The 26,982-nt window shown below is 30.8% G+C and carries 18 protein-coding genes; 10 read left to right on the forward strand and 8 right to left on the reverse strand.

Features of this window, described 5'->3' with window-relative positions:
• The first annotated feature begins 104 nt into the window (after positions 1-104).
• A complete protein-coding gene (locus E0F76_RS12705) occupies positions 105-2,795 on the forward strand; it encodes a putative LPS assembly protein LptD (protein ID WP_407920991.1) in 2,691 nt (896 codons plus the stop codon).
• Positions 2,796-2,801: 6 nt separating this feature from the next.
• On the forward strand, positions 2,802-3,182 hold the full coding sequence (locus E0F76_RS12710; protein WP_132006578.1) for a RidA family protein: 381 nt from the start codon (positions 2,802-2,804) through the stop codon (positions 3,180-3,182).
• On the opposite strand, the gene E0F76_RS12715 is transcribed toward E0F76_RS12710, so the two are convergent.
• The 5 genes from E0F76_RS12715 to E0F76_RS12735 form a co-directional block, all read right to left on the reverse strand.
• Positions 3,163-3,537: a methylglyoxal synthase gene (locus tag E0F76_RS12715; RefSeq protein ID WP_132006581.1), complete on the reverse strand. Its 375-nt coding sequence runs from the start codon at positions 3,535-3,537 to the stop codon at positions 3,163-3,165. The two genes, E0F76_RS12710 and E0F76_RS12715, sit on opposite strands and share 20 nt — an antisense overlap.
• 7 nt (positions 3,538-3,544) lie before the next feature.
• A complete protein-coding gene (locus tag E0F76_RS12720) occupies positions 3,545-4,396 on the reverse strand; it encodes an N-acetylglucosamine kinase (protein WP_132006584.1) in 852 nt (283 codons plus the stop codon).
• An 82-nt stretch (positions 4,397-4,478) separates the two neighbouring features.
• The gene (gene gap, locus E0F76_RS12725; RefSeq protein WP_132006587.1) at positions 4,479-5,483 is read right to left on the reverse strand and encodes a type I glyceraldehyde-3-phosphate dehydrogenase; all 1,005 of its coding nucleotides are present in this window, start codon (positions 5,481-5,483) and stop codon (positions 4,479-4,481) included.
• Between the two features lie 56 nt (positions 5,484-5,539).
• Positions 5,540-6,526 (reverse strand): 6-phosphofructokinase, encoded by a 987-nt coding sequence (pfkA, locus tag E0F76_RS12730; RefSeq protein WP_132006590.1) that lies wholly within the window; start codon positions 6,524-6,526, stop codon positions 5,540-5,542.
• Between the two features lie 220 nt (positions 6,527-6,746).
• The gene (locus tag E0F76_RS12735) at positions 6,747-11,186 is read right to left on the reverse strand and encodes a translocation/assembly module TamB domain-containing protein (RefSeq protein WP_246022055.1); all 4,440 of its coding nucleotides are present in this window, start codon (positions 11,184-11,186) and stop codon (positions 6,747-6,749) included.
• A 200-nt stretch (positions 11,187-11,386) separates the two neighbouring features.
• On the opposite strand from E0F76_RS12735, the gene tsaD reads away from it, so the two are divergent.
• The 7 genes from tsaD to E0F76_RS12770 all read left to right on the forward strand — a co-directional run bounded on the left by tsaD (position 11,387) and on the right by E0F76_RS12770 (position 17,888).
• The gene (gene tsaD / locus E0F76_RS12740; RefSeq protein ID WP_132006596.1) at positions 11,387-12,409 is read left to right on the forward strand and encodes a tRNA (adenosine(37)-N6)-threonylcarbamoyltransferase complex transferase subunit TsaD; all 1,023 of its coding nucleotides are present in this window, start codon (positions 11,387-11,389) and stop codon (positions 12,407-12,409) included.
• A gap of 3 nt (positions 12,410-12,412) precedes the next feature.
• Positions 12,413-13,117 carry a 16S rRNA (uracil(1498)-N(3))-methyltransferase gene (locus E0F76_RS12745; protein WP_132006599.1) on the forward strand — a complete coding sequence of 235 codons (705 nt, stop codon included), beginning with the start codon at positions 12,413-12,415 and terminating at the stop codon, positions 13,115-13,117.
• 34 nt (positions 13,118-13,151) lie between these two features.
• Positions 13,152-13,790, forward strand: a complete 639-nt coding sequence (locus E0F76_RS12750; protein WP_132006602.1) for a DUF4159 domain-containing protein — start codon at positions 13,152-13,154, stop codon at positions 13,788-13,790.
• Positions 13,791-14,011: 221 nt separating this feature from the next.
• Positions 14,012-14,968 (forward strand): zinc metalloprotease, encoded by a 957-nt coding sequence (locus E0F76_RS12755; RefSeq protein ID WP_132006605.1) that lies wholly within the window; start codon positions 14,012-14,014, stop codon positions 14,966-14,968.
• A gap of 76 nt (positions 14,969-15,044) precedes the next feature.
• Positions 15,045-16,136 (forward strand): AI-2E family transporter, encoded by a 1,092-nt coding sequence (locus E0F76_RS12760; RefSeq protein WP_132006608.1) that lies wholly within the window; start codon positions 15,045-15,047, stop codon positions 16,134-16,136.
• A gap of 2 nt (positions 16,137-16,138) precedes the next feature.
• Positions 16,139-17,317 carry a THUMP-like domain-containing protein gene (locus E0F76_RS12765; RefSeq protein WP_132006611.1) on the forward strand — a complete coding sequence of 393 codons (1,179 nt, stop codon included), beginning with the start codon at positions 16,139-16,141 and terminating at the stop codon, positions 17,315-17,317.
• Between the two features lie 4 nt (positions 17,318-17,321).
• Entirely contained in the window at positions 17,322-17,888 is a 567-nt protein-coding gene (locus E0F76_RS12770) for a hypothetical protein (RefSeq protein WP_132006614.1), read from the forward strand.
• Here the strand turns inward: E0F76_RS12770 and ddpX are convergent, their stop codons facing one another.
• The 3 genes from ddpX to E0F76_RS12785 form a co-directional block, all read right to left on the reverse strand.
• On the reverse strand, positions 17,889-18,548 hold the full coding sequence (gene ddpX / locus E0F76_RS12775) for a D-alanyl-D-alanine dipeptidase (RefSeq protein ID WP_132006617.1): 660 nt from the start codon (positions 18,546-18,548) through the stop codon (positions 17,889-17,891).
• Between the two features lie 128 nt (positions 18,549-18,676).
• Positions 18,677-23,539, reverse strand: coding sequence for a LamG-like jellyroll fold domain-containing protein (locus tag E0F76_RS12780; RefSeq protein WP_165932699.1), 4,863 nt, complete (start codon positions 23,537-23,539; stop codon positions 18,677-18,679).
• 670 nt (positions 23,540-24,209) lie between these two features.
• Positions 24,210-25,283 (reverse strand): AI-2E family transporter, encoded by a 1,074-nt coding sequence (locus E0F76_RS12785; protein WP_132006623.1) that lies wholly within the window; start codon positions 25,281-25,283, stop codon positions 24,210-24,212.
• Positions 25,284-25,552: 269 nt separating this feature from the next.
• Here E0F76_RS12785 and E0F76_RS12790 point away from each other — a divergent pair, with 269 nt between their 5' ends.
• Positions 25,553-26,980, forward strand: a complete 1,428-nt coding sequence (locus E0F76_RS12790) for an L-serine ammonia-lyase (protein ID WP_132006626.1) — start codon at positions 25,553-25,555, stop codon at positions 26,978-26,980.
• Positions 26,981-26,982: the final 2 nt, after the last annotated feature.

The following is a 26,982-nucleotide window of genomic DNA, read 5'->3' on the forward strand; positions in this document are numbered from 1 at the left end:
TATGGTTTAAATTTTATTAATTGATTATTTTTGACAAAATTTTATATGTAAGTTTGACACATCAATAAACAAGCCATATTTTTACAAAAATAGCATTAAAACCTTTGAATACAAACTTATTTAATATCGTTTTTTTTTCAATCTTCCTAACTATAGGAAATTGTAATTTATATTCACAAGATATAGCAAAAAAAAGCACAGCGGTACCTACTAACGGCAAAAAAATTAGTGGCAATTTAATTAGTGAGAATAATGATAAATCAATTATTGTTCCAAAAACTCAATTAGATTCCATAAAAAAAGATAGTATTAAAACCAAAGCATTTCTTGAGGGAAAGATAAAATACAAATCTGAGAATTTCGTTAAAATTGAGCAAAAGAAAAAACTGATTACTTTATACGACAAAGCGGAGTTGTACTATCAAGATATCGAGTTAAAATCTGGAATTATAGTCATGAACTATAAACTAAATGAAGTAAATGCTGGAAGAATAAAAGATTCTGTTGGAAAATTTACTCAATTTCCAAATTTTAAACAAGGAGAAAACCTTATCGAACCTGATTCAATTCGCTTTAATTTTAAATCAAAAAAAGCCATAATTTGGAATTCAAGAACAGAACAAGGGGAATTTAAGGTTAAAGCGGCAATTACCAAAAAAGAAAATGATTCTGTTTATTTCTTAAAAGGGGCTCGTTTTACAACTTCTACAGATGTAGATAATCCAGAATATTATTTTCAAACCAATAAAGTAAAATTTATACCAGGTAAAAAAGTGGTTACTGGATTAACAAATTTAGTTATTGCAAACGTTCCCACTCCTATAGCTTTACCATTTGCTTTTTTCCCTATGAGTAAAGAAACTAGTGTGTCAGGAATTTTATTACCCAGTTATAATGATTCAAATACGCGAGGATTCTCGTTACAAAATGGAGGTTATTATTTTGCACTTAGTGATAAATATGATTTAACTGTTTTAGGTGATTATTATACAAATGGTAGTTATGCCATGCGATTCGAGTCTAATTATTCTAAAAGATATAGTTATAGAGGAAATGTAAACATACGATTTGAGAATTTAATAAATAGCGAAAGAGGCTATCCTGATTATTCAAAACAAAATATATATAATATTCAGTGGTCGCATTCTAAAGATTCAAAAGGAAGCCCAAACTCTAGTTTTTCAGCCTCTGTCAATCTTGGTAGCAGTAAATATTTTAAACAGTCTATCAATACTGCAAATATAGGTTCCACTCTAAACAATACTCTTAGTTCATCCGTATCTTATAGTAAAACTTTTAATGGTGAATTAAAATCACGACTGTCCTTATCTGCAACACACTCTCAAAACACTCAGACTTCAGTAATTAATATGACATTGCCGGATATGCAATATAGTATCGAAAGCATCTATCCGTTTGCTGGTAAAGGTGGAGAAAAAAAAGGTTTTTTCAAAAACATCAACTTGCAATATAATATGAGTGGAAGAAACAGTTTCGTAACAACCGATACTTTGTTTTTTAAATCTCAAATGTTTGAAAATGCAAAATTGGGTATGAAACATAGCATACCTTTAAGCACAAATTTTAAATTGTTCAAATATTTCAGTGCCACGACTTCTGTTAACTATGATGAAGTTTGGTATATAAAAACAATCAGTCGGAACTATGATAAGGATTTAAGTACAGTTGTTGATAAAATAAATAATGGATTCGACTCCTATAGAACTTATAACTTTTCAAGTAGTTTAGGTACTACAATTTATGGAACTTTTAATTTTGGCGAAGACAAAAAGATTAAATCCATCAGACACGTCATGAGACCCGCTTTATCCCATAGTTATACCCCCAGTTTTTCCAAATATTACGATACTTATGCAACCGATGGGTCGGGTACAATTAACAAAGATTACTCTCGTTTTGAAAATGGTATTTTTGGTGCGCCAGGAAATTCAAAATCCAATAATATTGGATTTAGTTTGAGTAATACTTTTGAGGCAAAAGTGGCTGATAAAGACAGTACAAAAACAGAACTCAAAAAAATCATGCTTTTAAACAATTTAAATCTTTCTACAAGTTATGATTTAAATGCTGATGGAATTAATTCACTCGCTTGGTCTCCAGTAAGATTAAGTGGAGGAACACAGTTATTTAAAGATAAAATGAATGTAAATTTCGCTACAACATTAGACCCTTATGCAATTGATAATTCTGGAAACAGAATGAATGTTTATAATATTAATAATGGAGGTAGTTTATTTAGAATGACAAGTGCTAATATGACCTTAAATTATTCTATAGCTAGCAAAAAAGATAAGGATGATGATAAAAGTCAAAACGACCAAACACAAAGAAACGGTGGTCGTGATGATGATTTATTTGGTAAAAACACTATTGATAGCGAAAGAGGAAAAAGTCTATTTGATGATAAAGAAAGTGGCGAAGACAAAGTTTCGGAGTTTTTTAAATCCGTATTACCTTGGGATATGACTTTTGCTTATTCATTAACCTACGGAAACAACAACAGAGAACATAAAATAACCGGAAATTCAATAATGATTTCTGCCAATACCGATTTGACTCCAAAATGGAAAGCAGGTATTTCGACAGGATATGATTTTGTACAAAATGGAGTTACATATACTCAATTTCGTTTTGAAAGAGATTTATTAAGTTGGAGAATGTCATTTAACTGGACTCCTTTTGGAACAAATTCAAATTGGAGTTTCTTTATCGGAATAAAATCAGGAATTTTAAGCGATATAAAATGGGATAAACGTAGTGTTAATAAAAGATAAAATTTTATGAAAAAAATAATTTACACAGAAAATGCTCCTGCACCTATAGGACCATACAACCAAGCTGTTTTAAAAGGAGATACGCTTTATACATCAGGTCAAATTGCTATTAACCCAAAAAGTGGTGAGTTAATCATTGCAAACATTGAAGATGAAACGAATCAAGTTATGGAAAATATGAAAGCTGTTTTAGAAGCCGCTGGAATGACATTTGAAAACGTAGTAAAAACAAGCATCTTCATAATTAATATGGATGATTTTGCGGCTATTAATAAAGTATACGGAGCTTATTTCAACGAAAAAACCGCTCCAGCACGTGAAACGGTTCAGGTGGCTTGTTTGCCTAAAAATGTAAATGTCGAAATATCTATGATTGCTGTACTATAGCATACAATAATAATTGTGCTGAAGCTTCATTAGTTGCTATTGGCACATTGTGTACATCACATACGCGCAGCAACATATTGATATCGACTTCATGTGCATGACTTGCTAAAGGGTCTTTAAAAAACAAAACCATCTTCGTTTTTCCTTCTGCCACTCTTGCAGCAATTTGAGCATCACCTCCCAAAGGACCTGAAAGCATTTTTTTTATTTTAAATCCTGCTAATTCAGCTTTATAACCAGTTGTTCCAGTTGCAATAAGTTTGATAAAATCTTTGTCTAAAATATCTTTATTTTTATTCAAAAACTGAACCATATCGGCTTTCTTACCATCATGTGCAATAATAGCAATTTCCATAACAATATTATTTATTGGTTATATGATAAGCAATAAGTCCATCAATAGGTCTTCTCAAAACATTACCTAATTTCATTTCGTATTTATCAAAAGTGATTTGAAGTTCGTCTTTCAAATAAAAAGCTATCGAACCTACAAAATGTACTGGCACCTGTTTGCAATTATCATATTGGCGTATGTAGTTTTTTACAAATGATTTCATCCCCTTAAAAATTATTTTTTTACAAAACTCTGCGTCTTTATGTTGAATAAGGAACTTTGCAAAAGTGGCCATATAAGCATTAGGATTTGCTTCTTTGTATAATTTGCTTTTTATATAATCAGGATCTAAATTATATTCTTTCTCAAATTCAACAGCTAACTCCTTTGGCATTTTATTAAAATAATATTTTCGAATTAATTCTTTACCAAAAACATTGCCACTACAATCATCCATTATAATATACCCAAGCGATTGCACTTTTTGATGTAAAACTTTTCCATCATAATAACTACAGTTTGATCCCGTTCCCAAAATGCTTACAATAGCCTGTTCCCCTTTTGGAGTTGTAGCGTATACAGCCGCATAGGTATCTTCACGTACATCAACGATGGCATTAGAAAAATACTTTTGAAAGGTTTGCGAAAGATTTATTTTCATTCTATCCGTACCACATCCTGCACCATAAAAGAATAAATGTGTCGCTTTGTCTTTATTTTGAAGCAAATCAAAACGATCATTTATGCGTGAAACAATTTCTTCAGCATCAAGAATTTCAGGATTTAAACCTAAAGTTTGAGTAGTGAACAATATTTTTCCATCATCATCTATAGCAATCCAATCAGCTTTGGTAGAGCCACTATCTACAATTAATCTCATAATTTATAATAATTTAGTTTTAGCTAATATAAAAAAATCCCGTTAATTTATATAACGGGATTTTGAAAAAAATGGTTTTGAATTATTTCAATCCAGAAATATAAATTGATAAATCAATTAATTTACTTGAATATCCATATTCATTATCATACCAAGAGATGATTTTGAAGAAAGTAGAATTCAAACCAATTCCTGCATTAGCATCAATGATAGAAGTTCTAGCATCACCAACAAAATCTTGAGAAACAACTAAATCTTCAGTAAATCCTAAAACACCTTTCATAGTAGTTTCAGAAGCTAATTTTAAAGTCGCCATAATTTCTTCATAAGAAGTTTCTTTAGCAACTTTTACAGTTAAATCTACTACAGATACATCTGTTGTAGGAACACGGAAAGACATACCTGTTAATTTTCCATTCAATTCAGGAATTACTTTACCAACAGCTTTTGCAGCTCCTGTAGAAGATGGGATGATGTTGCAAGATGCAGCACGTCCACCTCTCCAGTCTTTTCTAGAAGGACCGTCTGTTGTCATTTGAGTTGAAGTTGTAGCATGAACAGTTGTCATTAAAGCTTCAACAATTCCAAAGTTATCATTAATAACTTTAGCCAATGGAGCTAAACAGTTAGTAGTACAAGATGCATTTGAAACTACTAAGTCAGTAGCTTTAGCTTCAGTATGATTTACTCCCATTACAAACATTGGAGCATCCCCAGAAGGAGCAGAAATGATTACTTTTTTAGCACCACCTTTTATGTGCTCGTTTGCAGTTTCAAGTGTTGTAAAGAAACCTGTACATTCAGCAACTACATCAACATCTACTTCATTCCATTTCAAGTCTGCTGGATTTCTTTCAGCAGTAATACGAATGTTTTTTCCGTTAACGAATAATTTACCTTCTTTAACTTCAACAACACCGTTAAAACGACCGTGAACTGAATCGTACTTTAATAAATATGCTAAGTGATCTACATCTAATAAATCATTGATTGCAACTACTTCTACATTGTCTCTATTGAAAGATTCTCTAAAAACTATTCTTCCAATTCTACCAAAACCGTTTATTCCTAATTTTACTTTTGACATTCTATTTAATATTTAATTTATTAATATTCTATATTTATTTATTATGTTTAACTTTTTTAAACAGACATTATTTCAGAAACTCGAAGTAATTCTCTATCTATTTCTGTATGTCCTTTTATTGCGTGTAATAATGGGGTAAGTGTTACAGCATCATTAAGCATTCCTACCATAAAGTTAGATTTTCCTGCTAATAAACATTCAACAGCTTTTACACCAAGCCTACTCGCTAAAACTCTATCAAAACAAGATGGTGACCCACCTCTTTGCATGTGTCCTAAAACAGAAACACGAACATCATATTCTGGCAGATTTAAATCAAAATAATCTTTTAATTCAAAAACACTCTTACCTATTTTATCCCCTTCTGCAATGACAACAATACTAGATGACTTTCCTGAAGCTTTGCTTTTCATAAGTGATTCTACCAATCGATCTAAACCCAAATCGGCTTCAGGAATTAAAATTTCTTCGGCCCCTGCTCCGATTCCTGCATTTAATGCAATATGACCTGCATCACGTCCCATAACTTCCACAAAGAATAATCTATTATGAGAACTGGCAGTATCACGAATTTTATCGATACATTCTACTACAGTATTTAGAGCAGTATCATATCCTAAAGTATGGCTGGTTCCAAAAATATCATTATCAATAGTTCCCGGAATTCCCATTACTGGAAAACCATATTCGCGATTAAAAATTTCAGCTCCTGTAAAACTTCCATCTCCTCCAATTATTACTAATGCATCTACTCCTGCTTTAGTAAGTTCATCATAGGCTTTTTTACGACCTTCTGGTGTTCTAAAGTCCTTAGATCGAGCCGATTTAAGAATCGTTCCTCCTTTATTTATAATATTATGAACACTTCGTGGTCCCATTTCTATAAAATCACCTTCAATCATTCCTTGGTAACCTCTATAAATTCCGACACATTCTATTTTATGATAAGAACATGTACGAACAACAGATCTAATTGCGGCATTCATTCCTGGTGAATCTCCACCTGAGGTAAGAACTCCAATTTTTTTTATTTCTTTTGACATTTTAAATGTATTAAAGTGTAAATTTAACAAACATTCATCACTTATAAAACTATGTTACGAATAAATTAAATTTACACCCTAAATTCAAACGTTTTCGTTAATAAGTTGATACGTTTGTTGAATAAAATGAATTTACACGTACTGATTTTAACTGTTTTATGAGACATATTCAAAAGATAGAAATTAAAATTCAGAATTCTTAAAATATAGATTTCTTACGCTACTCTTCTTCTGATGGCTTTCCTTCTTGATTTATTTTAAAATCTTGTGAAGTTGATTTTTTTGGTTGAGATGTATTTCTATTTTCAGGAAATGGTCTGGAATCTTGGTCCACTTCATATGATTTTTCAGCTCTTTCTATTTTTTTATTTTTAAAAAACTTATTAGCCAATTCTTTGAAAGTATCAAAATCCACTTCATAAGAAACTCCAAAACCTTGAGTATACCCGATTCCTTCCCCAATATAATTTATATCATTTTCTCTATTAAAAAACCTTAAATTTAAGGTTCCGTCTTCATTTACCCTATATAAAATTTCCACATTTCCAACTACTGCAGTTTCATTAATACCACCAAATGGAACACCTAATTTACCATTTATAGTAATTCTATCATTTATTTTAGAAGAAATAGAGGCAACAAATCGACCATCTGCTTCTTTTCCAATGGTTTTATCAGCAGAAATAATATTTAAATCTAACTTAAATTTATCGTTTTCTGAACGAATCATTCCTGTTAGTAAATTTGTAGCTGTTTCAAACACATTAGACGATAACGCAGATTGACTCAAACCTGCAGTACTTAAAAAATTCCCTGTAGATAACAAATATAGCGCTTGGGTTTGTCGAACATCTTTATCGTTTAACTTGTATTCGATTTCTGATTTTAACACGTTACTAACCGTCGGGAATTCGAAATTAAAGTCAGGTTCAGGACTGGCCAAATCTCCACGAACACCAATTATGACGTTTACATCAACTTTCTTATTATAAGAAGAGTTTTCTAATAATAAAGCTGGATTTGCTGATGTTTTATAGATGGCTTCTAAATTCAAACGTGCTTTCATAGGATCTCCCTCCCATGAAATATAGCCTCCTTTTTTCACTATAAACTTCTTATCAATTATCCCTCCATATTTAAAATTATAGGTTCCGTCATAGGCTTGAAAATCACCCCACATATTAAATTTACCTAGTGTATTTATTTTAAATAAAAGGGTTCCATTTCCTCGTCCTTTCATTCCATGTCCTGAATTTCGATCTAATATAACTTCGACTTCGGCATCAGGAGTTATATCAAGATCAAACTCTAATTCAAGCCCTTTATAATGTCGCGTATTATCAACAATTCCTTTTTTAAGATTGAATTTTTCTTTGGCTGATAAAAAATGGATGAAATTATTTTCGCTAACATTATCAGCATCGTTTATGGGAATTTTTAAAGAGGAACCTTTTTCAGATTTTGCATCAACTTTAATAAACAAGCTTTCCGTTGGTCCTTTTATAGAGGCGACACCATTAATATAAGCAATTCCATAATAAGCAGAATCTTCATGATCTTTTGTATCTAACACCAATAATCTTTTTGAATTGATAGTCAAATCTAACTTCCAATCTGAAAAATTATTATGCTCAATACTTCCGTTTAAAGTCCCTTTTGTACCATATTTTGTATCGGTAAGTATCGTGTTTCTAAACAAAAACTTTTCATCACTAAGATCAACAATAGTACTTTCTTTCAAAGCATAGTCAACATTTAAATAAGGAATTGTCAACCCAGCTTCATCAACATATAACCGTCCGTTAATTGTTGGTTTTTTTAGATTACCTTCAATTCGTGCATTTCCGGAAGCAAACCCTCTTATATTTGATAAAACTTCTCCTCCAAGCGTTCCTAGTATTCCTAAATTAAATTTATTTAATTGCAAATCTATATCTAAAATTGTTTTTTTGTCTATAATTTCAAAACTACCATTGACATCAAAAGATTTCTCTAAATTATGGACAATACTTGAGCTTACAGTAAATTTTTTAAAGCTTTCATCTCCCGATATATTAAAATTTAAATCACCTAAATCTATTTTATTTATATTCAATTTATCAATTTGAATAGATGCTGTGGGCTTATAAACTTCATTATTTTGTTTGTAATTTACTGTCGCATTCATATTTCCATTAAATACGAAATGTGGATCTGTTGGAGTAATTTGATTCAAATCTACATTTTTTAAAGTAGCTTTTAAATCTTTGTATTTGGAACCTTTTATATCTCCCATGAAGGTTATTTCTTGATTTTCATGAGTTAGAATTATGTTGTCGAAATTAAAATTCTTAAATAATTTATCAAAAACAATTTGATTATTTGGTGTTTCCTTTTCATTTAAATACCATAAATAATCTTTGAGTTTTATCTCCGATTTATTCAATCCTACTACATTGTTATTATCTGCGTTAATGGTATGATATAGATTCAAATTAAAATAATCCTGACCTTTAGAACCGCCTTTAAATTCGGATCTAAAAAACAAAGTATCTTTCATTGTCACATTAATCAAACTAAAATCTCGAATATCATAAAACTTAGTCTTTATACTATCTATTTCAATATAAGCATTATAAAGTGGGTTTTTATTGTCTATTTTAATTTTGATATTATCAAATGTATTTGTCGAAGCTGTTATTTTTGGAGAATTAAAATTTAGTTTAAATTCCTGATCATCACCATTTATAGTACCTTTAACAACTGTATTTGTTCCTAGTGAAATTTCCGGGTAAAAGATTTCTATAATTTTATTATAAATAGTGAAATCAAATTTTAAAAACTGTCCTTTCTTAACTTTCAAAGGCTTGTAATTTGTATAAAGACTACCTAACGAATTAGTTACTAGGTTTTTTACCTGATTAAATTCGTACTTTCCAACAATTTGACCTTTTACAATATCAACAGAATTTACCGTAATTGTCCTTACCCGATCCTGATCAAAAGTTGAATTGATATAAAAATCATCAAAATTATAAGTCGCTTTGACGTTTTGATAAGTCGTTTGATTAATAAAAACATCACCATTAAGATTGTCGACAGAATTGCCCGAAAGTTGAACTATTACATCTCCTTTAAAAATAGAAATTGAATCTTTAATGAATTTTAATTTATGTAAATCTGCATTTACTACATTTATATGAAAATCATATTTACTTTCTTTTTTACTTAAATCAACAAGGCCATCAAAATTCATGTTTAAATTGGGATCATTTACAGTAGCCTGACCTTTATATAATCCTTTTTTAAAAATCCCGTTTAAAACTACATTACTATAACTATAACCGTTATAATTCACTTTAGATACATCCCCTTTTATGGTTGTGTTTAAGTACTTTTCAGAAAATCCTACACCATCAACATCTACATTTAAACTTACTCTTCCAATATCCGTTCTTTCTAAAAAAGTACCTAAATCAAAATCATCCAAAACAACATTACCCTTATAAGCTGCTATATCGGATAAATTCATGTTTTTAATTATCAATTCGGAATTTACCTTTCCTAAAAGCGTAGTCATTGCAACATGAGCAGCTACTGAAGTTGTAGTAACTTTTGTATTACCAACAATTGAGATAGTGCCCAGTTTTTTCAAAATAATTGGCAATCGTTTACCCAAAACATTTGGCAATATTGCAACTAGATTGTTATAATTGGTAGTAAGTTTTGTGAATTTACCATCCATAAAGAATTCCTGTTCTTCATTTGGAAAAAGATTTTTGAAATTGATATAACCAATTATTTGTGATTTTTTAGAATCATTCAAATTTAAATTTGATATTCTCAGATTATTCAAAGGACCTCTAATTCTACCTTTTATATAAAAACGCTGATTTCTTCCCAATTCATCGTAAAAAAATCGAATATCATTTGACCCTATCGATGCTTTGTCTAACTTCACGTCAAACTCAACTTTATCTGTAAAATGTGCGAAATCTCCATTGTCAATATCGTAATACAAAACTGCGCTCCCTGTCACATTAGATTCTTTAGTTTCTAAATAAAGACTCTCTAATTTTATGTATTGTCTAGTAAAGCTGAATTTTGTATTTAATTTCTTAACTACAATTCCCCTATGATCAACAAATGCCATTTTATAAATTACAGCATCAACTTGAGGTCCAGTGATTTTAAAATCATTGATTGTAGCGTTAATTTTAGTGAAATCAATATTTTTTGGATCTTGTCTATTTTCGTTTATTAACAAATAACGTCCATTTCTTATAGATATATTAGATGCCTGCAAAATAAATTTTTTATCGGAAGGCGGTTTTCCGGTATCAAATGAAGCTATAAAACGATCAAGATTGGAATCTTTCTCTTTTTTATACGTTTTCATATTAAAAATCAATCCATCTAATTGAATTTCACCAAAGTACAAATCGGCAATAAATAATTTATTCCAATCTAAAACATTGGTTTTAATTCTATTAGCAAAAATCAATGTGTCTTTGTGATGATCTAAGATCAGAACTTTTTTAAGTTTCACTCCTCCAAAAATGGTTACTGAAACTTGCTCAACATTAATATTTGTTTTAAATTCTTTGTTAATTTTATTAGTAGCATAAATTCCAATTTTAGTTTGAACAAATGGCAATGAAAGCGCAATGCCTAGTACCAATAACAGCAGAATTAGTCCAAGTATAAAACGAAATATTATTTTTTTAAGTTTTTTGATACTTATTAAATGTTTTAAAAATTTTAAAAATTATTATATTGCCTGTAGAAACAGCAGCCCTTTAATAAAAATTCTTTAATTTTGGCCTCGCCGTAAGTCTATCAAACAGTTTGTCAAATATAATTCAAAATTCTTCCTTAATTATGCAAAATTCCGAGGTTTTTATTCTTGCCATCGAAAGTTCTTGTGATGACACGGCAGCAGCAGTTTTACATAACGACAAAGTACTATCTAATGTTGTAGCTAATCAACTTATTCACAATCTATACGGAGGTGTTGTTCCCGAACTTGCTTCAAGAGCGCACCAGCAAAATATTGTACCTGTCATTGATGCAGCTCTTAAAAAAGCAAATATAAAGAAAGAGCAGCTTTCTGCCATTGCTTTTACTCAAGGACCCGGATTAATGGGATCCCTTTTAGTAGGAAGTTCTTTTGCTAAATCTTTGTCATTAGCATTACAAATTCCATTAATTGCTGTTAATCACATGCAAGCCCATATATTAGCTCATTTTATTGATGAAGAAGATTGTCAAAAACCAACTTTTCCTTTTATTGCTTTAACCATTTCTGGTGGTCATACCCAAATTGTTAAAGTAAATGATTTTTTTGATATGAAAATAATCGGCGAAACTACAGATGACGCTGTTGGAGAAGCTTTTGACAAAAGTGCCAAAATACTAGGACTTCCCTATCCTGGAGGACCATTAGTTGATAAATATGCTAAACTTGGAAATCCAAAAGCCTTTGCGTTTACTAAACCTAGAGTTCCAGGTTTAAACTTTAGTTTTTCCGGATTAAAAACCGCTATTTTATATTTTATCCAAAAAAATAAAGTAATTAACCCCAATTTTGTTGAAGAAAATTTAAATGATATTTGCGCTTCTATTCAATATACCATTATCGAAATTTTAATGGATAAATTAAAATTGGCAGTTAAAGAAACTGGAATCAAGCAAATTGCAATTGGCGGAGGTGTTTCAGCTAATTCGGGAATCAGAAATACTTTAATAGAAGCCCAAAATAAATACGGATGGAAAACGTACATTCCAAAATTTGAATACACCACAGATAATGCTGCAATGATAGGAATTGTAGGTTATCAAAAGTTTTTATCTAAAAATTTCGAGACTTCTGCCGTTGTTTCAAAAGCAAGAATACAATTCTAAATTATGCAATTATTTTACAATCCAACTATCAACGAAACCACTGAAAGCTTTTCTTTTGACAAAGAAGAAAGCAAACACATCATTAAAGTATTACGTAAAAAAGATACCGATATCTTATACGTTACCAATGGCTTGGGCTTGTTATTGAAAACAGAAATAACATTAGCTTCGGACAATAAGTGCACCGTGAAAATTCTATCCTTCGAAAAGGCAGAACCATCAAAATTCAGATTGCATTTGGCTGTTGCACCTACTAAAATGAATGATCGTTACGAATGGTTTTTAGAGAAAGCTACTGAAATTGGCATTCATGAAATTACACCAATTATTTGTGATCGCTCTGAACGAAAGGTGATTAATTTAGATCGATTTGAGAAAATTTTATTAACGGCTATGAAACAATCTAATGTATTATTTCTTCCAAAATTAAATCCAGCACTATCCTTTAAAGAGTTCGTAAAACTCGAAAATGAAGGCATGCAACTTATAGCACATTGTGAAGAAACACACAAGAGGTCATTGAAATCTGTTTTAAATCCAAATGAAAATATAACAATTTTAATTGGTCCTGAAGGCGATTTCTCTGAAAAGGAAATCGAATTGGCAATTGAAAATAAATACATTCCTGTTTCTTTAGGAAATACGAGATTACGAACAGAAACTGCAGCTATAGTCGCTTGCCATAGTGTGGTTTTTGTAAATGAATAATTTAGACAACTATAACTAGATAATTTATCTTTTTATGAAAAGAGTATTTTACATTTTATTACTAATTTCCTTTACTTCCTTTTCACAAGAAATTGCTTTATTAAAATATAGTGGCGGTGGCGATTGGTATGCCAATCCCACCTCCTTACCTAATTTAATCAAATATTGCAATGCCAATATCAATACAAAAATAAACCTTAAGCCAGCAACTGTAGAACCAAGTAGTCCTGATTTATTTTCCTATCCTTTTATACACATGACTGGTCATGGTAACGTAGTTTTTAGTGATGTGGATGTTGTTAATTTACGAAATTATTTAACCGCTGGCGGTTTTCTTCATATCGATGACAATTATGGTATGGACCAGTACATTAGAAAAGAAATAAAAAAATTATTTCCTACTACTAATTTAATTGAAATTCCTGCCAATCATTCTATTTTTCAAAAACCAACTATTTTCGCTACTGGATTACCCAAAATTCACGAACACGAAGGAAAACGCCCTCAAGCATTTGGAATATTTATAGACAATAGATTAGTATTACTTTATACATTCGAATGTGATTTAGGTGATGGATGGGAAGATGCAGAAGTACATAATGATCCTTTCGAAATTCGTCAAAAAGCCCTAAAAATGGGTGCCAATATAATTTATTATGTTTTTGGCAATTAAAAAAAATGTTTCTTTTGCAAAATAACCATTAACAACTTCAAATAAAACCATTTAGACTTTACAAAAATAATTTTCGACAATAATTCTTAATAAAAAAAAATGGGATTGGCATCAAAAACATATAGTTTGCAGAAAAACTTCATAAAAATAGGTTTTTTATTTTTTTTGTTATAAAATTGTTAATGAATTAACTTGCTATTCTTAATTATAACTATAAAATTATGAAAAAACCTATTCTATTCGCAACTTTAGTGTTGGTTCTTTTTTCATGTCAAAACGAAACAACAGAATTAATTTCACCAGATACTAATTCAATTGCGCATCGTGGATGTGCAACTGAGGAAGTATTGGCAGAACAATTAGCGTCTGATCCAACTTTAGCCATAAGAATGAACGAAATTGAAGCATTCACTCAAAAAGCTCAATTTTATAGCAGCCGATTGGTAAATGGAAAAATTGTAATTCCTGTAGTAGTAAACGTATTGTATAACACTAACGCCGAAAATATTTCGGACACACAAATTCAATCTCAAATTGATGTTTTAAATCAAGATTTTACAGCTTCAAATTCAGATTTTAATAAAATTCCTGATGAATTTGCTCTAGTAGCAGCAAATGTTGACATCACTTTTGAATTGGTAAATATTATTAGAAAATCTACTTCCAAAAAATCTTGGGGAACGAGAGATGCTATGAAAAAATCCAAACAAGGTGGAATCGACCCTACATCACCGGCTACCACTCTTAATCTTTGGTCTTGTAATATTGGTGGAGGAATTTTAGGATATGCTCAATTTCCTGGAGGTGCTGCAGCAACAGATGGAGTAGTTATTGATTCAGATTATTTTGGTTTATCAAGTACTTCTAGTTATCCTTATAATTTAGGCAGAACTGCATCTCATGAAGTAGGTCACTGGATGAATCTACGCCATATTTGGGGTGATGCTTCTTGCGGTAATGATCTAGTTGCAGATACACCTATTGCTAAAACAGCGAATTTTGGCGTTCCAAATTATCCTTATATAAGTACTTGTGGTACAGATAATCATGCCGAAATGACAATGAACTATATGGATTATACTGATGACCGAGGAATGTATATGTTCACTAATGGTCAAAAATCCAGAATGTCTGCTTTATTTGTTTCTGGTGGAGTAAGATCTGGCTTTAGAAATTAATCTAAAACTTATTTAGCTACTAAACTCGCTACTTGTTAGCGAGTTTTTTTTATCTTTATCAAAATAAATAAAAGCAATGATTACGTCTAAAATAATAGCAAACGGAATTTTAAGGGCTATAACAATAATAGTTTTAGTTGCACTATTTATCTTTTTTTTATATCAAATTCAGTCCGTTTTAATATATCTAGTTGTGGCTTTGATACTTACATTAATAGGAAATCCAATTCTTGATTTCTTTAAAAAGAGATTAAAATTCAAACAAACTTTGTCCACAATAGTTACATTAGTTATTTTTATCCTGATTATTAGCTGTTTTGTATTGATGTTTATTCCATTAATTTCTACTCAAGGTCAAAATTTGTCACTTTTAAAAACATCAGAAATTGAGAAAAACTTAAATCAATTATTGAATCAAAGTTCTGCTTTTTTAGAAAGTTATCATATAGATTCTGAAAAAATGATTAAAGAAGCCAATATTGCTTCTAAAATAAATTTCAATTTTATTCCAAATTTTTTAAATTCAATCATTGGGACAATCAGCAGTTTCGGTATGGGTTTAGCATCAGTATTATTTATAACTTTTTTCTTTCTAAAAGATAGATTGCTATTTGTTAAAGGATTAAAAAAATTAATTCCAGATAGTCAAGAAGTCAAAATAATACATTCATTACATAAGATTGATCATTTGCTTTCCCGTTATTTTATTGGTTTATTACTTCAATTATCTATTATCTTCCTATTATATCTAATTGTCTTATTTATTTTTGGGATTCCCAATCCATTTATCATCGCATTTTTGTGTTCTGTTTTAAATATTGTCCCCTACATTGGCCCATTAATTGCCTCTGCCTTAGCAGCAATTTTAACAATGTTGAGTAATTTAGGAAATGATTTTCAAACTGAAATATTACCTACAACAATCTTTGTCTTAATTGGTTTTTGGATTGTTCAAATCATTGATAACAACCTCTCACAACCTATTATTTTTTCAAAAAGTGTCAGTTCTCATCCATTGGAGATATTTCTAGTTATACTAATCGCAGGATTTCTTTCGGGAATTTTAGGGATGATAATTGCAGTTCCTTTTTATACTATTCTAAAAGTTATAGGAAAAGAATTCTTTCCAGAATATAAAATAATTCATCTATTAACTAAAAACATCTAATTTTGGATTTAAACATTCTTAATCCTAAAATTCAAGAATTTATTAATTCAAATATCGGCTTTTCTGTTTCAAATCTAGCTTTGCAAAAAAATCCATTTTCAGGATTAGATTGGATTCAAATATTGAATCAAATTGAAGCTAAGACAAAAGCAAAAACTAAATTACCCACTTGGTTTGCAACTAAAAACATAATTTACCCCAGTAAAATATCAGTCGAACAAACTTCATCAGAAAAAACAGCTCTTTACAAATCTTCAATAATTACGGGCGAGAGCTTAATTGATTTGACTGGTGGTTTTGGCATTGATGATTACTATTTTGCTCAGAATTTAAAATCCGTAGTTCATTGTGAAATAAACCCGGCACTTTCGGCTATTGTACAACACAATTACGTGCAGTTAAATAGCATAAACATTGATTGTCAAACAGGAGATAGCATAGAAATAATAACCCGTTTAAACAAAAAATGGGACTGGATTTATATTGATCCATCAAGGAGAAATGATTCAAAAGGCAAAGTTTTTATGTTGAAAGATTGTTTGCCAAATGTACCTGAAAATCTTAACATCTATTTCAACTATTCCAATTCAATTTTACTAAAAACAGCACCATTATTGGATATTTCGGCTGGTTTAACTGAATTAAGCCATGTAAAGGCAATTCATATTGTAGCTTTAGAAAATGAAGTAAAAGAATTGTTATGGGAATTACACAAGGATTATTCTGGCACTATTAGCATGAAAACTGTCAATATTTTAAAAACTAAAACAGAACAATTTGAATTTGTTTTGGGCGAAAATGAAGGTGTCACAAATTATACTGTACCTCAAGAATTTTTATACGAACCCAATAGTGCCATAATGAAATCGGGCGGTTTCGAAGAAGTGGGATTATTTTATGATTTGAATAAACTACATAAACATTCTCATTTATATACCAATTCTTCTTTAGTTTCATTTCCTGGAAGAATTTTTGAAATAGAGAAGTCAATCTCTTATAACAAAACAGATATGAAAGCGTTTTTAGAAGGAAAAAAAATCAATATTACTACCCGCAATTTTCCTGACTCTGTTGAAAACATTCGAAAAAAATGGAAAATAAAAGAAGGAGGAAATCAATATTGTTTTTTTACAACAGACGTAAATGACAATAAAATTGTTTTAATTTGCAAAAAAATATAATATAATGAAACAATTCCTATTCGCCCTATTATTCTTGATAAGCTGTACTCTATTTGCTCAACAACCATGTGAATACAGTCAGAACGTTAAAGATTCTATTGGAATTTATAAATCTACCAAAGAATACATTATTTATGAGAAAAATTTTGCAGGTAATACTAATTATATTTTCTATTCTCTAGAATCGACTGACGGTATGCCCACATTAAAAATTAGTTTTATTCAAAAAAGCAAAGAGTTTATTAAAACCAATTGCTTGGATAAAAATTCGAAATTATACTTACAATTAAATAATGGAAAAGTCATTACCCTTATTCACATTGATCAAGAAGTTTGCGGCTCAATGATTCGTGATAACAATGGTTTTGATAATCGCCTTTTAACAGCTAACTTTATGTTCATTAAAGGCTCTATAGAAGATTTAAAAAGTTCTCCAGTAAATTTGATGAGAATAAAATATTTGACAGATGTAGAAGATTATGTCATTAAAAAAGAATTTCAATCGGAATTAGACAATAAAATTTACAATCCAGAAACCTATTTTATCAATTATTTGCAGTGTATTGAATAACTAATTGCATTTCCATTTTACATTTGAAACTTTATCATTTAGAGCCGATTTTAAATTATAATGCCACCATTCTGAATCGAAGGAATTAAATCCATTTTCTGTCATAATAATTTTCAATAATAATCTATTTTCTTTTATTTTTTCAGAAAAATTGGTATAATTATGACTGGCTTCTATTCCAAAAAAGTCAAATGGAGTACCCATATCCAGCTCTACCCCATTGGCATCAACTAATGTTATATCTATGGCTCCTCCTCTATTGTGTATCGATCCTTTATTTGGATCGGCAACATAAGTGGGATTTGGAACCAATTCCCACATTTTTTTTTGTATATCCAATGGTCTATAACAATCATATAATTTGATTTTAAAACCCATTTTCACAAAGATATTATTTGCTTTTACCAATGCTTTTACGGTTTTCAATCGCAATAAGCATTCGGCACAATCATATACTTTAGCTTTCAAAAAATTATCTGGAGTGGCATATTTCATATCATAAATAAAATCTTTACTGTACTCTTTTAGATTGACGAATGCTGTATCTTTTACTTCATTTTGATTTTCAATAGTGCTTTTAGGAATTACAGTTTGTGATTTACAGGAAATATAACAGAAAATTAGCCCAATAATAACTAAAGATTTAAATTGAAAAATCATAAATTTCATTTTTTTATAAAAATAACAAATTAAGAAGAGTTTATACGAAAATTATTAAATAAAAAAAACAGCACTTTCTCAAGTGCCATTTTAAATATTCATTTTTATTTAGCTAAATATACAAATACTTATTTTTTAAGTATTTTTTTTGTAATTGTACCTTTGTCTGTAGTAACTTTTACAATATATGTTCCTCGTTGAACATTAAAAGGAATTTCGATTGAATTTGAATTTGATTTTTTTTCAGTTTTAATAAGTGATTGACCCAAAATCGTGTATATAGTTACATCTTTGATAGTACAATTTGAATTTTGTATAATCTTCAAATTGTTTTGTGCTTCATTATTGTAAATCAACACCATAGATTCAGGCAATTCATTTGTTTTTATTGCAAGTGTTTCTTTATTTTTAAATGTCATTTCAAAACGAGAATTATAAGTACCTTTTTCTAAAGTGACATTAGCTTCATGTTCCGTTATATCATAAAAAACATCCGCTTCTTTGTCATGAATTAGTATTCGAACCTCTTCATTCAACCGCTCTGTTTCATCTACCATAAATTTCACATCTCCTCCTGATACATTAGACTTAACTCCTAAAGGATACGATTTTGAAACATCGAATACTCCAACTCCTTGAATTGAATATTCTAAATTATTTATTATAAAATAGGAATCATTTTCTTGAGTTTCTATTTGATACCCATCATAGCCTACATCTAATCCATCAGTGGCTCCAGAAATCATGAATCCAATTAATAATTGTCGATGAAAATCATTTGCGGTAAACCCAAGTCTGATTTTGGTTTCAAAATTATTATAAATAACATCATTACTATTATCATTGAAACGACTTATAGTGGTAGTTTTTGCTGTATTAGATTTGGTTTTAAATAATGTATTTGAAACAGGATGAGAAACATCATCTACATCATTTTCTTTAATAAATAAACGCTGATTATTATTAAATAGTATTGCTTTATTACCACTAGAAGTCACTGCACCATTAACAAAGAACCCCTGTCCTACGGGTATAAATTGGTATGGATTTTTAGTACTTGTACCGATACCGCTAATTTGTGATGGAGCAATTGGAGGTGTTCCCCCCACTAATGTTAATGCTGCATATCCACCTGAATATTCTGACAACACATGAGAAGCATTTGTAGGTGAATGTTGCCAAAAATAAAGTGTCCCATCAATAACATCTACTGCATTGGTTCCACCATGAGCAACTGAAATATTATCATAAATAAATTTATAAGCATCTAAAGCCGATGGATAAGGATTCCCAACCAAAAACAAATTGTCTGGCAAAACAGAATTACAATTTATTAAACCATTGAATGGTTTTCCAATAAAGGTGTAATTTTGAGCTATAGAATTAGTTGCGTCAACAGAACCAACACCTTTCAGAGTAAATCCTTGTGATGGTTTAATTGGATCTGTTTCATTAAAATGAATCCAATTTGAATATTCTGATCCGTTTTCGAATTTGTATAACCAATATCGTGCTAAACTTATTGACGAACTTTGACTACCATTCAATCCATTAACCCAGTTTATGTTTTGTGGATTAGTTGTTGTGCCACTTTTAAATACAGTATTAACAGTTAGATTATTATTTATTGCCACTGAGTTTGTTGGCCCAACAGGAGAACTCCAATAGTTATAATTGTATTTGTTAACCGATCCTTGTTGCGTTCTTTTAATATAACCCATGCTATTAACATCTAATTCGCTATTTAATGTTTGAATTAATTGTGAACGCCCAGTCAAATCAATTACTCCATCCAATTTTAAATAATGAGAAATTTCTATTTTACTGTCATTACTTACTTTTAATGTTTTATAATTTGACGAATCAGTTCCTAAAACAGTTAGCCCTAGTAGGGTCATATTACCTGTTGATTCAATGTTATGATTTATATTAACAATACACCCATTTACTATTGGTTTTGTAGTTTTATTTACAATAGAGATGTCATTAGGTATTTTTTGAATGGATCCATTTTTCCAAATTGCTGAATCACTCCATATTCCATCAGCTATAGTTTCATAAGGTAATGGAGCTGTTTGTGTCCCCACAATTTGTTTGTTTTTATTCAAATATTTTATTCTTAAAAAATTACGATCATCAGTTAAGCCTTCAACAGTTGTACCATAAAAAGAATTAAAATCGTAATACGTTTTCAATCGATTCCAAGCTATAGAATTCACTTCATTTTTTATAACAGAATAAGGTAATATGGCGCCATCTACAGTATTATCTGGAGAATACTTAACGATTTCCTGATTCATTAAGTAATTAACCTGCTTTGCTACTAATGCTTTATCCCAAATATGAATTTGATCAATTTCACCTCTAAATGGTGCAATAATTGAATTCTTATTTATATATAATGCTCCTACTGAAAATCTTGAAAAATTAGGCGTTGGATTAGTTAGATTAAACGTAGAGGTGTCTAATATTCCATCAATATATAAATCAGCACTTCCTTCATAATAAACCGCTACTATATTATGCCATTTGTTATCTGCTATTATTGTATTAGATGTAAATTGAGTAAGACCATCCCAAAATACTTCAATTTTATTTGCAGCGTTTAATTGGATTCCAAAATTGACCCCTTTGCCAATAATCGTTTTATTAGTTGCACTTGAACCATCATTTCTAATCCAACAACCAATAGTAAATGAACCACTATTTAGATTTAAATTATATTCTCCTACTAAAAAATCAGGGTCAGTTGCCGAAATTTTTACTTGGTATTTACCTTCTACTTTGGTTGATTTTCCGAATGTAAAATATTTCGTTCCATCAAAATCATACCAAGTCTGTAAATTGCCTTGACCATCCGATTTTAAAGGAACTATATCTACAATATTAGCATCGCCAAAACTAGCATCATCACTTACGATTAAAGTATACTCTTCATTTGCTAATTTTGAAAACGAACTGAATGCCGTTGCTGGAATACCCACAATTACATTCCCTACATCACCACCAGTTTCTACAATTTTCCATTTTTTATTGATTCGTATTGTATTTGTTGTTAATCCAGCTGCAATAGTAGAAGAATTTGAACTACCAGCAGTATATGTGCCATTATCAGAACCCCATATCAAAAAGTTTTTATCAATTGGAAATTCATTAATATTGGCACTATTAGTAGCCGATATTTCACCCAAACCAATAGTTACTACATTAGTTTCATTACTACTTTTAGATTGTTTTTGATTTAAATCAGAACCAACATCGTTACCTATACCGGCAATATTATAATTATATCCTACATTTGAGGTCGCATTCCAAATAATTGCTCCTACAGAATTTATATAATTTTTACTTGTACCATTAACTCCTAATGTGATTCCATATTTTATAGCTAAATACGTCTCTATTTTAGGTCGATCACTATCAGGTACTCTTGCAGCAAATGAAATAATCTCTGCAATCCTACCATTCAAATTTCCAAAAGTTCCTCCATTTACATTTTTACCTAAATTATAGGGTGTCCCTTTCCATAACCCAGCGTCATTATAACCTAAATTAGTATAGGTTGTATTGATACTTGTCTGATTTCCTGAATCTATTGAGTTGAATAATAAATCTACACCATTTGAAGCAGTTGTAGTTTTATTTCTAGTATTTATTATGCCTGCTTTTGTATAACTTCCGCTAGCATCAGCAACTGTAAAATAATTACCCGTTGTTGTTTGCCACTGATTAAACCATAATTTTTCATTGGATAATCTACTAGTAAAATCTCCTAGTCCAATTCCAGAATTTTCATTTGGAACTATTGGATATGGCGCTCCTTCCGTTGCTGGTTTTGGTTCAGATGTACCAGAAATTATTGTCATTGCAGCTCCATTTGTTGCATCCGATTCCATGACAATGAAGGTTTCCTGTGTATAATATCCGTTTTCAGTATTGTATAAAAACTGATTTAATGTATTGCCGTTATTTTCAAATTTAACAACTGGATTATAATTAATATTGCCACTTGCACTATTTATAAAAGTAGGTTGTTTTGTGATATCTGATTGACTGGCATCTTTACCGTGTGAACCTAAATCTTTCCACAGTGGCACTTTATTTCCAGTACCAAGATTCATTCCTCGATTTGCTTTTAACCAAAGTCTAAAATCGGCGTTAATACCTCCGGGACCAACTACATTGGGATTATAACCTTCACCATTTACAACAAAAGTATAAGGGTTCTTTGTTCCATCATTACTCGGAATAGTTATAATTGCTGATTTGGTACCTGTAGATTGAGGAGTAAATCGAATTACCAAAGAAGCTGTACTGCCGGGTTCTATAGTTGAAGTTGATAATGATACTATTGAAAAATCGGGAGAAGGAAGCCCTGTTTGTGGGTTGTACGTCAAACTCGTTAATGCGCCAAGAGTCAAAGGACAGGTTCCTGTATTTGAAATTGTATAGGTTCTTGTTACAGATGTCAAAACATCAATTGTTCCAAAACGAGTTCCATTTATTGAGATTGGTGCAGTTTGTCCATTAGAAATAGGCTGTGTAGGCGAACCTCCTAGCACTGAAATCACTGGTGCATTAGTATAGGTTATTACAAAACTAAATGTAGCATAATTTGAGGCATTCGAATATATAGTTACAACTGTTGATTGTGGGGATGAACTACATGCAAAATTATTTTTGCGAATTTTAAATTTCCCAACTTCCCCTTTTTTAATGTTTGAACTTGATAAACCAGATGAAATAACAAAATTACTGTTACTTAAGGTTATATTTTGAATTTCTAATGTAGGGTTCCCTTGGTTAGGGATATTAATTATTGAATACTCAATTTCTGTAGATTGACCATAGTCTACATTGCCAGCATTAACAATATTTACTGATGGACTACCATAACTTAGAAATAAAGCTGGATTTGCTTGGGAAAAACTCACAAACGATCTTAATATAAAAACAATAATTATAAGTTCTTTTGGTATAATTAATTTCATAAGCACATTTATAAATTGCTTCATTTTAAATCGTTTTCAAAAATAAATTAAATAAACAATAAAATCAGTTCAAATACCGTATTAATCGACAAAATACACGTTTAATGCAAGAAAATACTTTAATTATTTTTTTTCATACTAAAAATATTACTTATTAACACCTAATTTAGAATGCAAAAGACTTGAAATAAAAAATTAATTGTAAAGTATTTCAGTAGATAAATAAAAAATCATTGCTCAAATTTAATTTGACAATCCAGAAAATATTAAATTACGTGTAGTAACAATTGGAAAGTAAAATGCCTTTTTTACGACTAAATCATTAGCGACTTCTTCTACTAAATTACCTACTAGAAAAGAGAATTTTGAGTTTGGTTTTTAGCGACCAAATTTACTTCGTAAGGAAAAGCAAATTGTTGTATGGGTTGGTGCGCTAACCATTTCTCTTCGTCTTCTGGTTTTGAAAGTTGTTTTTATTTAATAGTTGCTCGCGTGAGGGATGTAGTGGAGCTCTTTTTTATTTACATAGCCAAGGGTTTAAACCCTTGGTTATGTAAATAAAAAAAGCGGGAACGAAAGCCCGACCCGAAGTTTTTACGGAGGGGCACGCCCAAAAAACAAAAAAATTGATATAGAATTAGATCATTATTTTGATTAATTTTTAGAACAACTAATCTTCTATTTCACCATCCAACCACATCATAAAAAGTTTATACCCAATGGTAAGCACAATAGCACCCAGGAACAATCCAATAAAGCCATTGTAAATAAATCCACCAATAGAACCCAAGAAGATGACCATCATTGGAGCTGGGGCATTTCTACCTAATAATATGGGTTTTAAAATATTGTCCGTTATAAGAGTAATTCCTATCCAAATAGACAGCATAACCGCTGTACCTGTACTAGAAACAGAAAACATATAGATGCAAATAGGAATCGCTATTGGCCCCACTCCTACTTGAACAATTGCAAAAATAAGACATGCCATGGCCCATAAACCTGCATAAGGAACTCCGGCAACAAAAAAACCAATACCTGCCATCGAAGCCTGAATAACAGCAACGCCCAAAACACCTTTGACTACGTTTCGGATAGTGAGAACGGTTGTTTCGGCAAAATGATCTCCCTTTGATCCAATTAATTTTTGAAATATTTTTTTTGAAATAATAATGGAAGTATCCGAATAGATTAACAAAAACCCAGAGATTATTATTGAAACTATAAAAGAAGCAATTCCCTTGCCAACACCAGCGAATGACAGCAATAACAAAGAACCATATTCTTTTATTTCATCAGAATATCTCATAATCGCTTCATGCAAATTTTCTGAAGCTAATTGCCATATTTCAATAATAGGCTTGGCAATAGAGGGCCAATTCGCAGTACTTCCGCCAGGTGCAGGAATTAAAGGTTGTCCTAAACTAAATAATTCCCGAAAATGATTCACTCCTTCGTAAAGCGAATAGACGATCAATCCACTTGGAATTATTATAACACTCACCAGGAATAAAGTGAGAACAATTGCAGCAAAAATAGTCCTGCCTCTAAAAATCTTTACAATAGTTTCATAAACTGGAAATATGGCAATTGCGATTACAACAGCCCAAATCAAAATTAAAATAAAAGGTTTTAAAATATCAAAGCACCAAAAAAGAAGCAATAATAACACTCCAAGGCGAATAACAACATCAACTATATTTTTGAAGTTGAATCCTGTAGCGTTATCATTTGATGATTCCATTAGTTTCACTATTTTAATTTATAAATTGGTAAATATATAAAAGAGCCGTTGAACGCAAATCAAATTTTCCTAAAAACATTACATCGAAATTCAATTCTAAAAATCATTTTGTGCTTTTAATAATTAACTCAAAAAATCATTTAAAAACACTTATTTCATCAACTATTTATAATTTAAAAGAGAAGTCTTAGCAAATTCGCAATTTTTATGATTTAAAAATCATTTTGGGATATTCATTTGCTTTATATTTGTTATTCAAAATCACTTTTATGGAAGAATGTATCTCGGTTTTTGACATGCTAAAAATTGGAATTGGTCCTTCTAGTTCCCATACTCTTGGTCCATGGCGAGCTGCCAAACGATTCTTAGAAGAATTGCGAAACGAAAATGTACTGCATGCTGTTGTCAGAATAAAAGTAGATTTATACGGTTCCCTTTCCTTGACGGGAAAAGGACACGCTACTGATTTAGCAATAATGCTAGGTCTTTCAGGTCAAGATCCTGAAACTATTCCTATCCTAAACATTGCTGATATCATCAAAAATATTAAGGACCAAAATGAAATCCATCTTGGAAATGAAAGCATTATCCCTTTCCATTTTTTGCAAGACATTATTTTTAATAAAAACTTTCTTGATTTTCATGCCAATGGCTTGACTTTTACGACTTTTATTGATGATAGAACCCCATACACTTCAACCTTCTACTCCATTGGAGGTGGATTTGTAATAAAGGAAGAGCGTCTCAATGCCAAAATGAAAATCCAGATAAAATGTGCTTTTCCTTTTCCTATACAAAATGCCGAAGAATTGTTGAATTATACCCTTCAAGAAAACAAAATAATTTCAGAAATTGTCTACGAAAACGAAAAATCAATGCGTCCAGAAGCCGAAATTCATTACGAATTAATGCGCATTTGGAACACCATGCTGGAATGTATGTACATTGGTTGCCATACTGAAGGTGTTCTTCCAGGTGGATTAAATGTGCATCGAAGAGCATTTGACATCCACCAGAACCTCATAGGATTGTCTAATTACAATTCTCCTCAAACCTGGCTAGAACAAATACGATTAACAGAAGTTAAGTTTCGCCAAATATTAAAATGGGTAAGTTGTTTTGCATTGGCAACAAATGAAGTAAATGCATCCTTAGGCCGCGTAGTTACAGCACCTACAAATGGAAGTGCTGGAGTAATTCCAGCCGTTTTAATGTACTATTTAGTTATCGAAAACCACGATGCTGGAGAAAAAGAAATCAAACAATTCCTGATGGTTGCTAGTGAAATAGGCAGTATTTTCAAAAAAGGATCGACAATTTCAGCAGCAATGGGTGGTTGTCAGGCCGAAATAGGCGTATCGTCAGCAATGGCTGCCGCCGCTTTATGCGAATTAATGGGAGGTTCTCCCGCTCAAGTCTTAATAGCTGCCGAAATTGCAATGGAACATCATTTAGGATTGACTTGCGATCCGATTGGTGGTTTAGTCCAAATACCCTGTATCGAAAGAAATACAATGGGCGCCTTAAAAGCAATAAACGCTGCTGAATTAGCCTTGGAAACCAATCCAAAAAACGCAAAAGTACCTTTGGACAAAGTGATTGATACCATGTGGCAAACTGCCAAGGATATGAACAATAAATACAAAGAAACCTCCGAAGGTGGTCTTGCAATCGCTGTAAATATGGCGGATTGTTAGAC

It is taken from the genome of Flavobacterium cellulosilyticum (assembly GCF_004349355.1).
Taxonomy (GTDB): Bacteria; Bacteroidota; Bacteroidia; order Flavobacteriales; family Flavobacteriaceae; genus Flavobacterium; species Flavobacterium cellulosilyticum.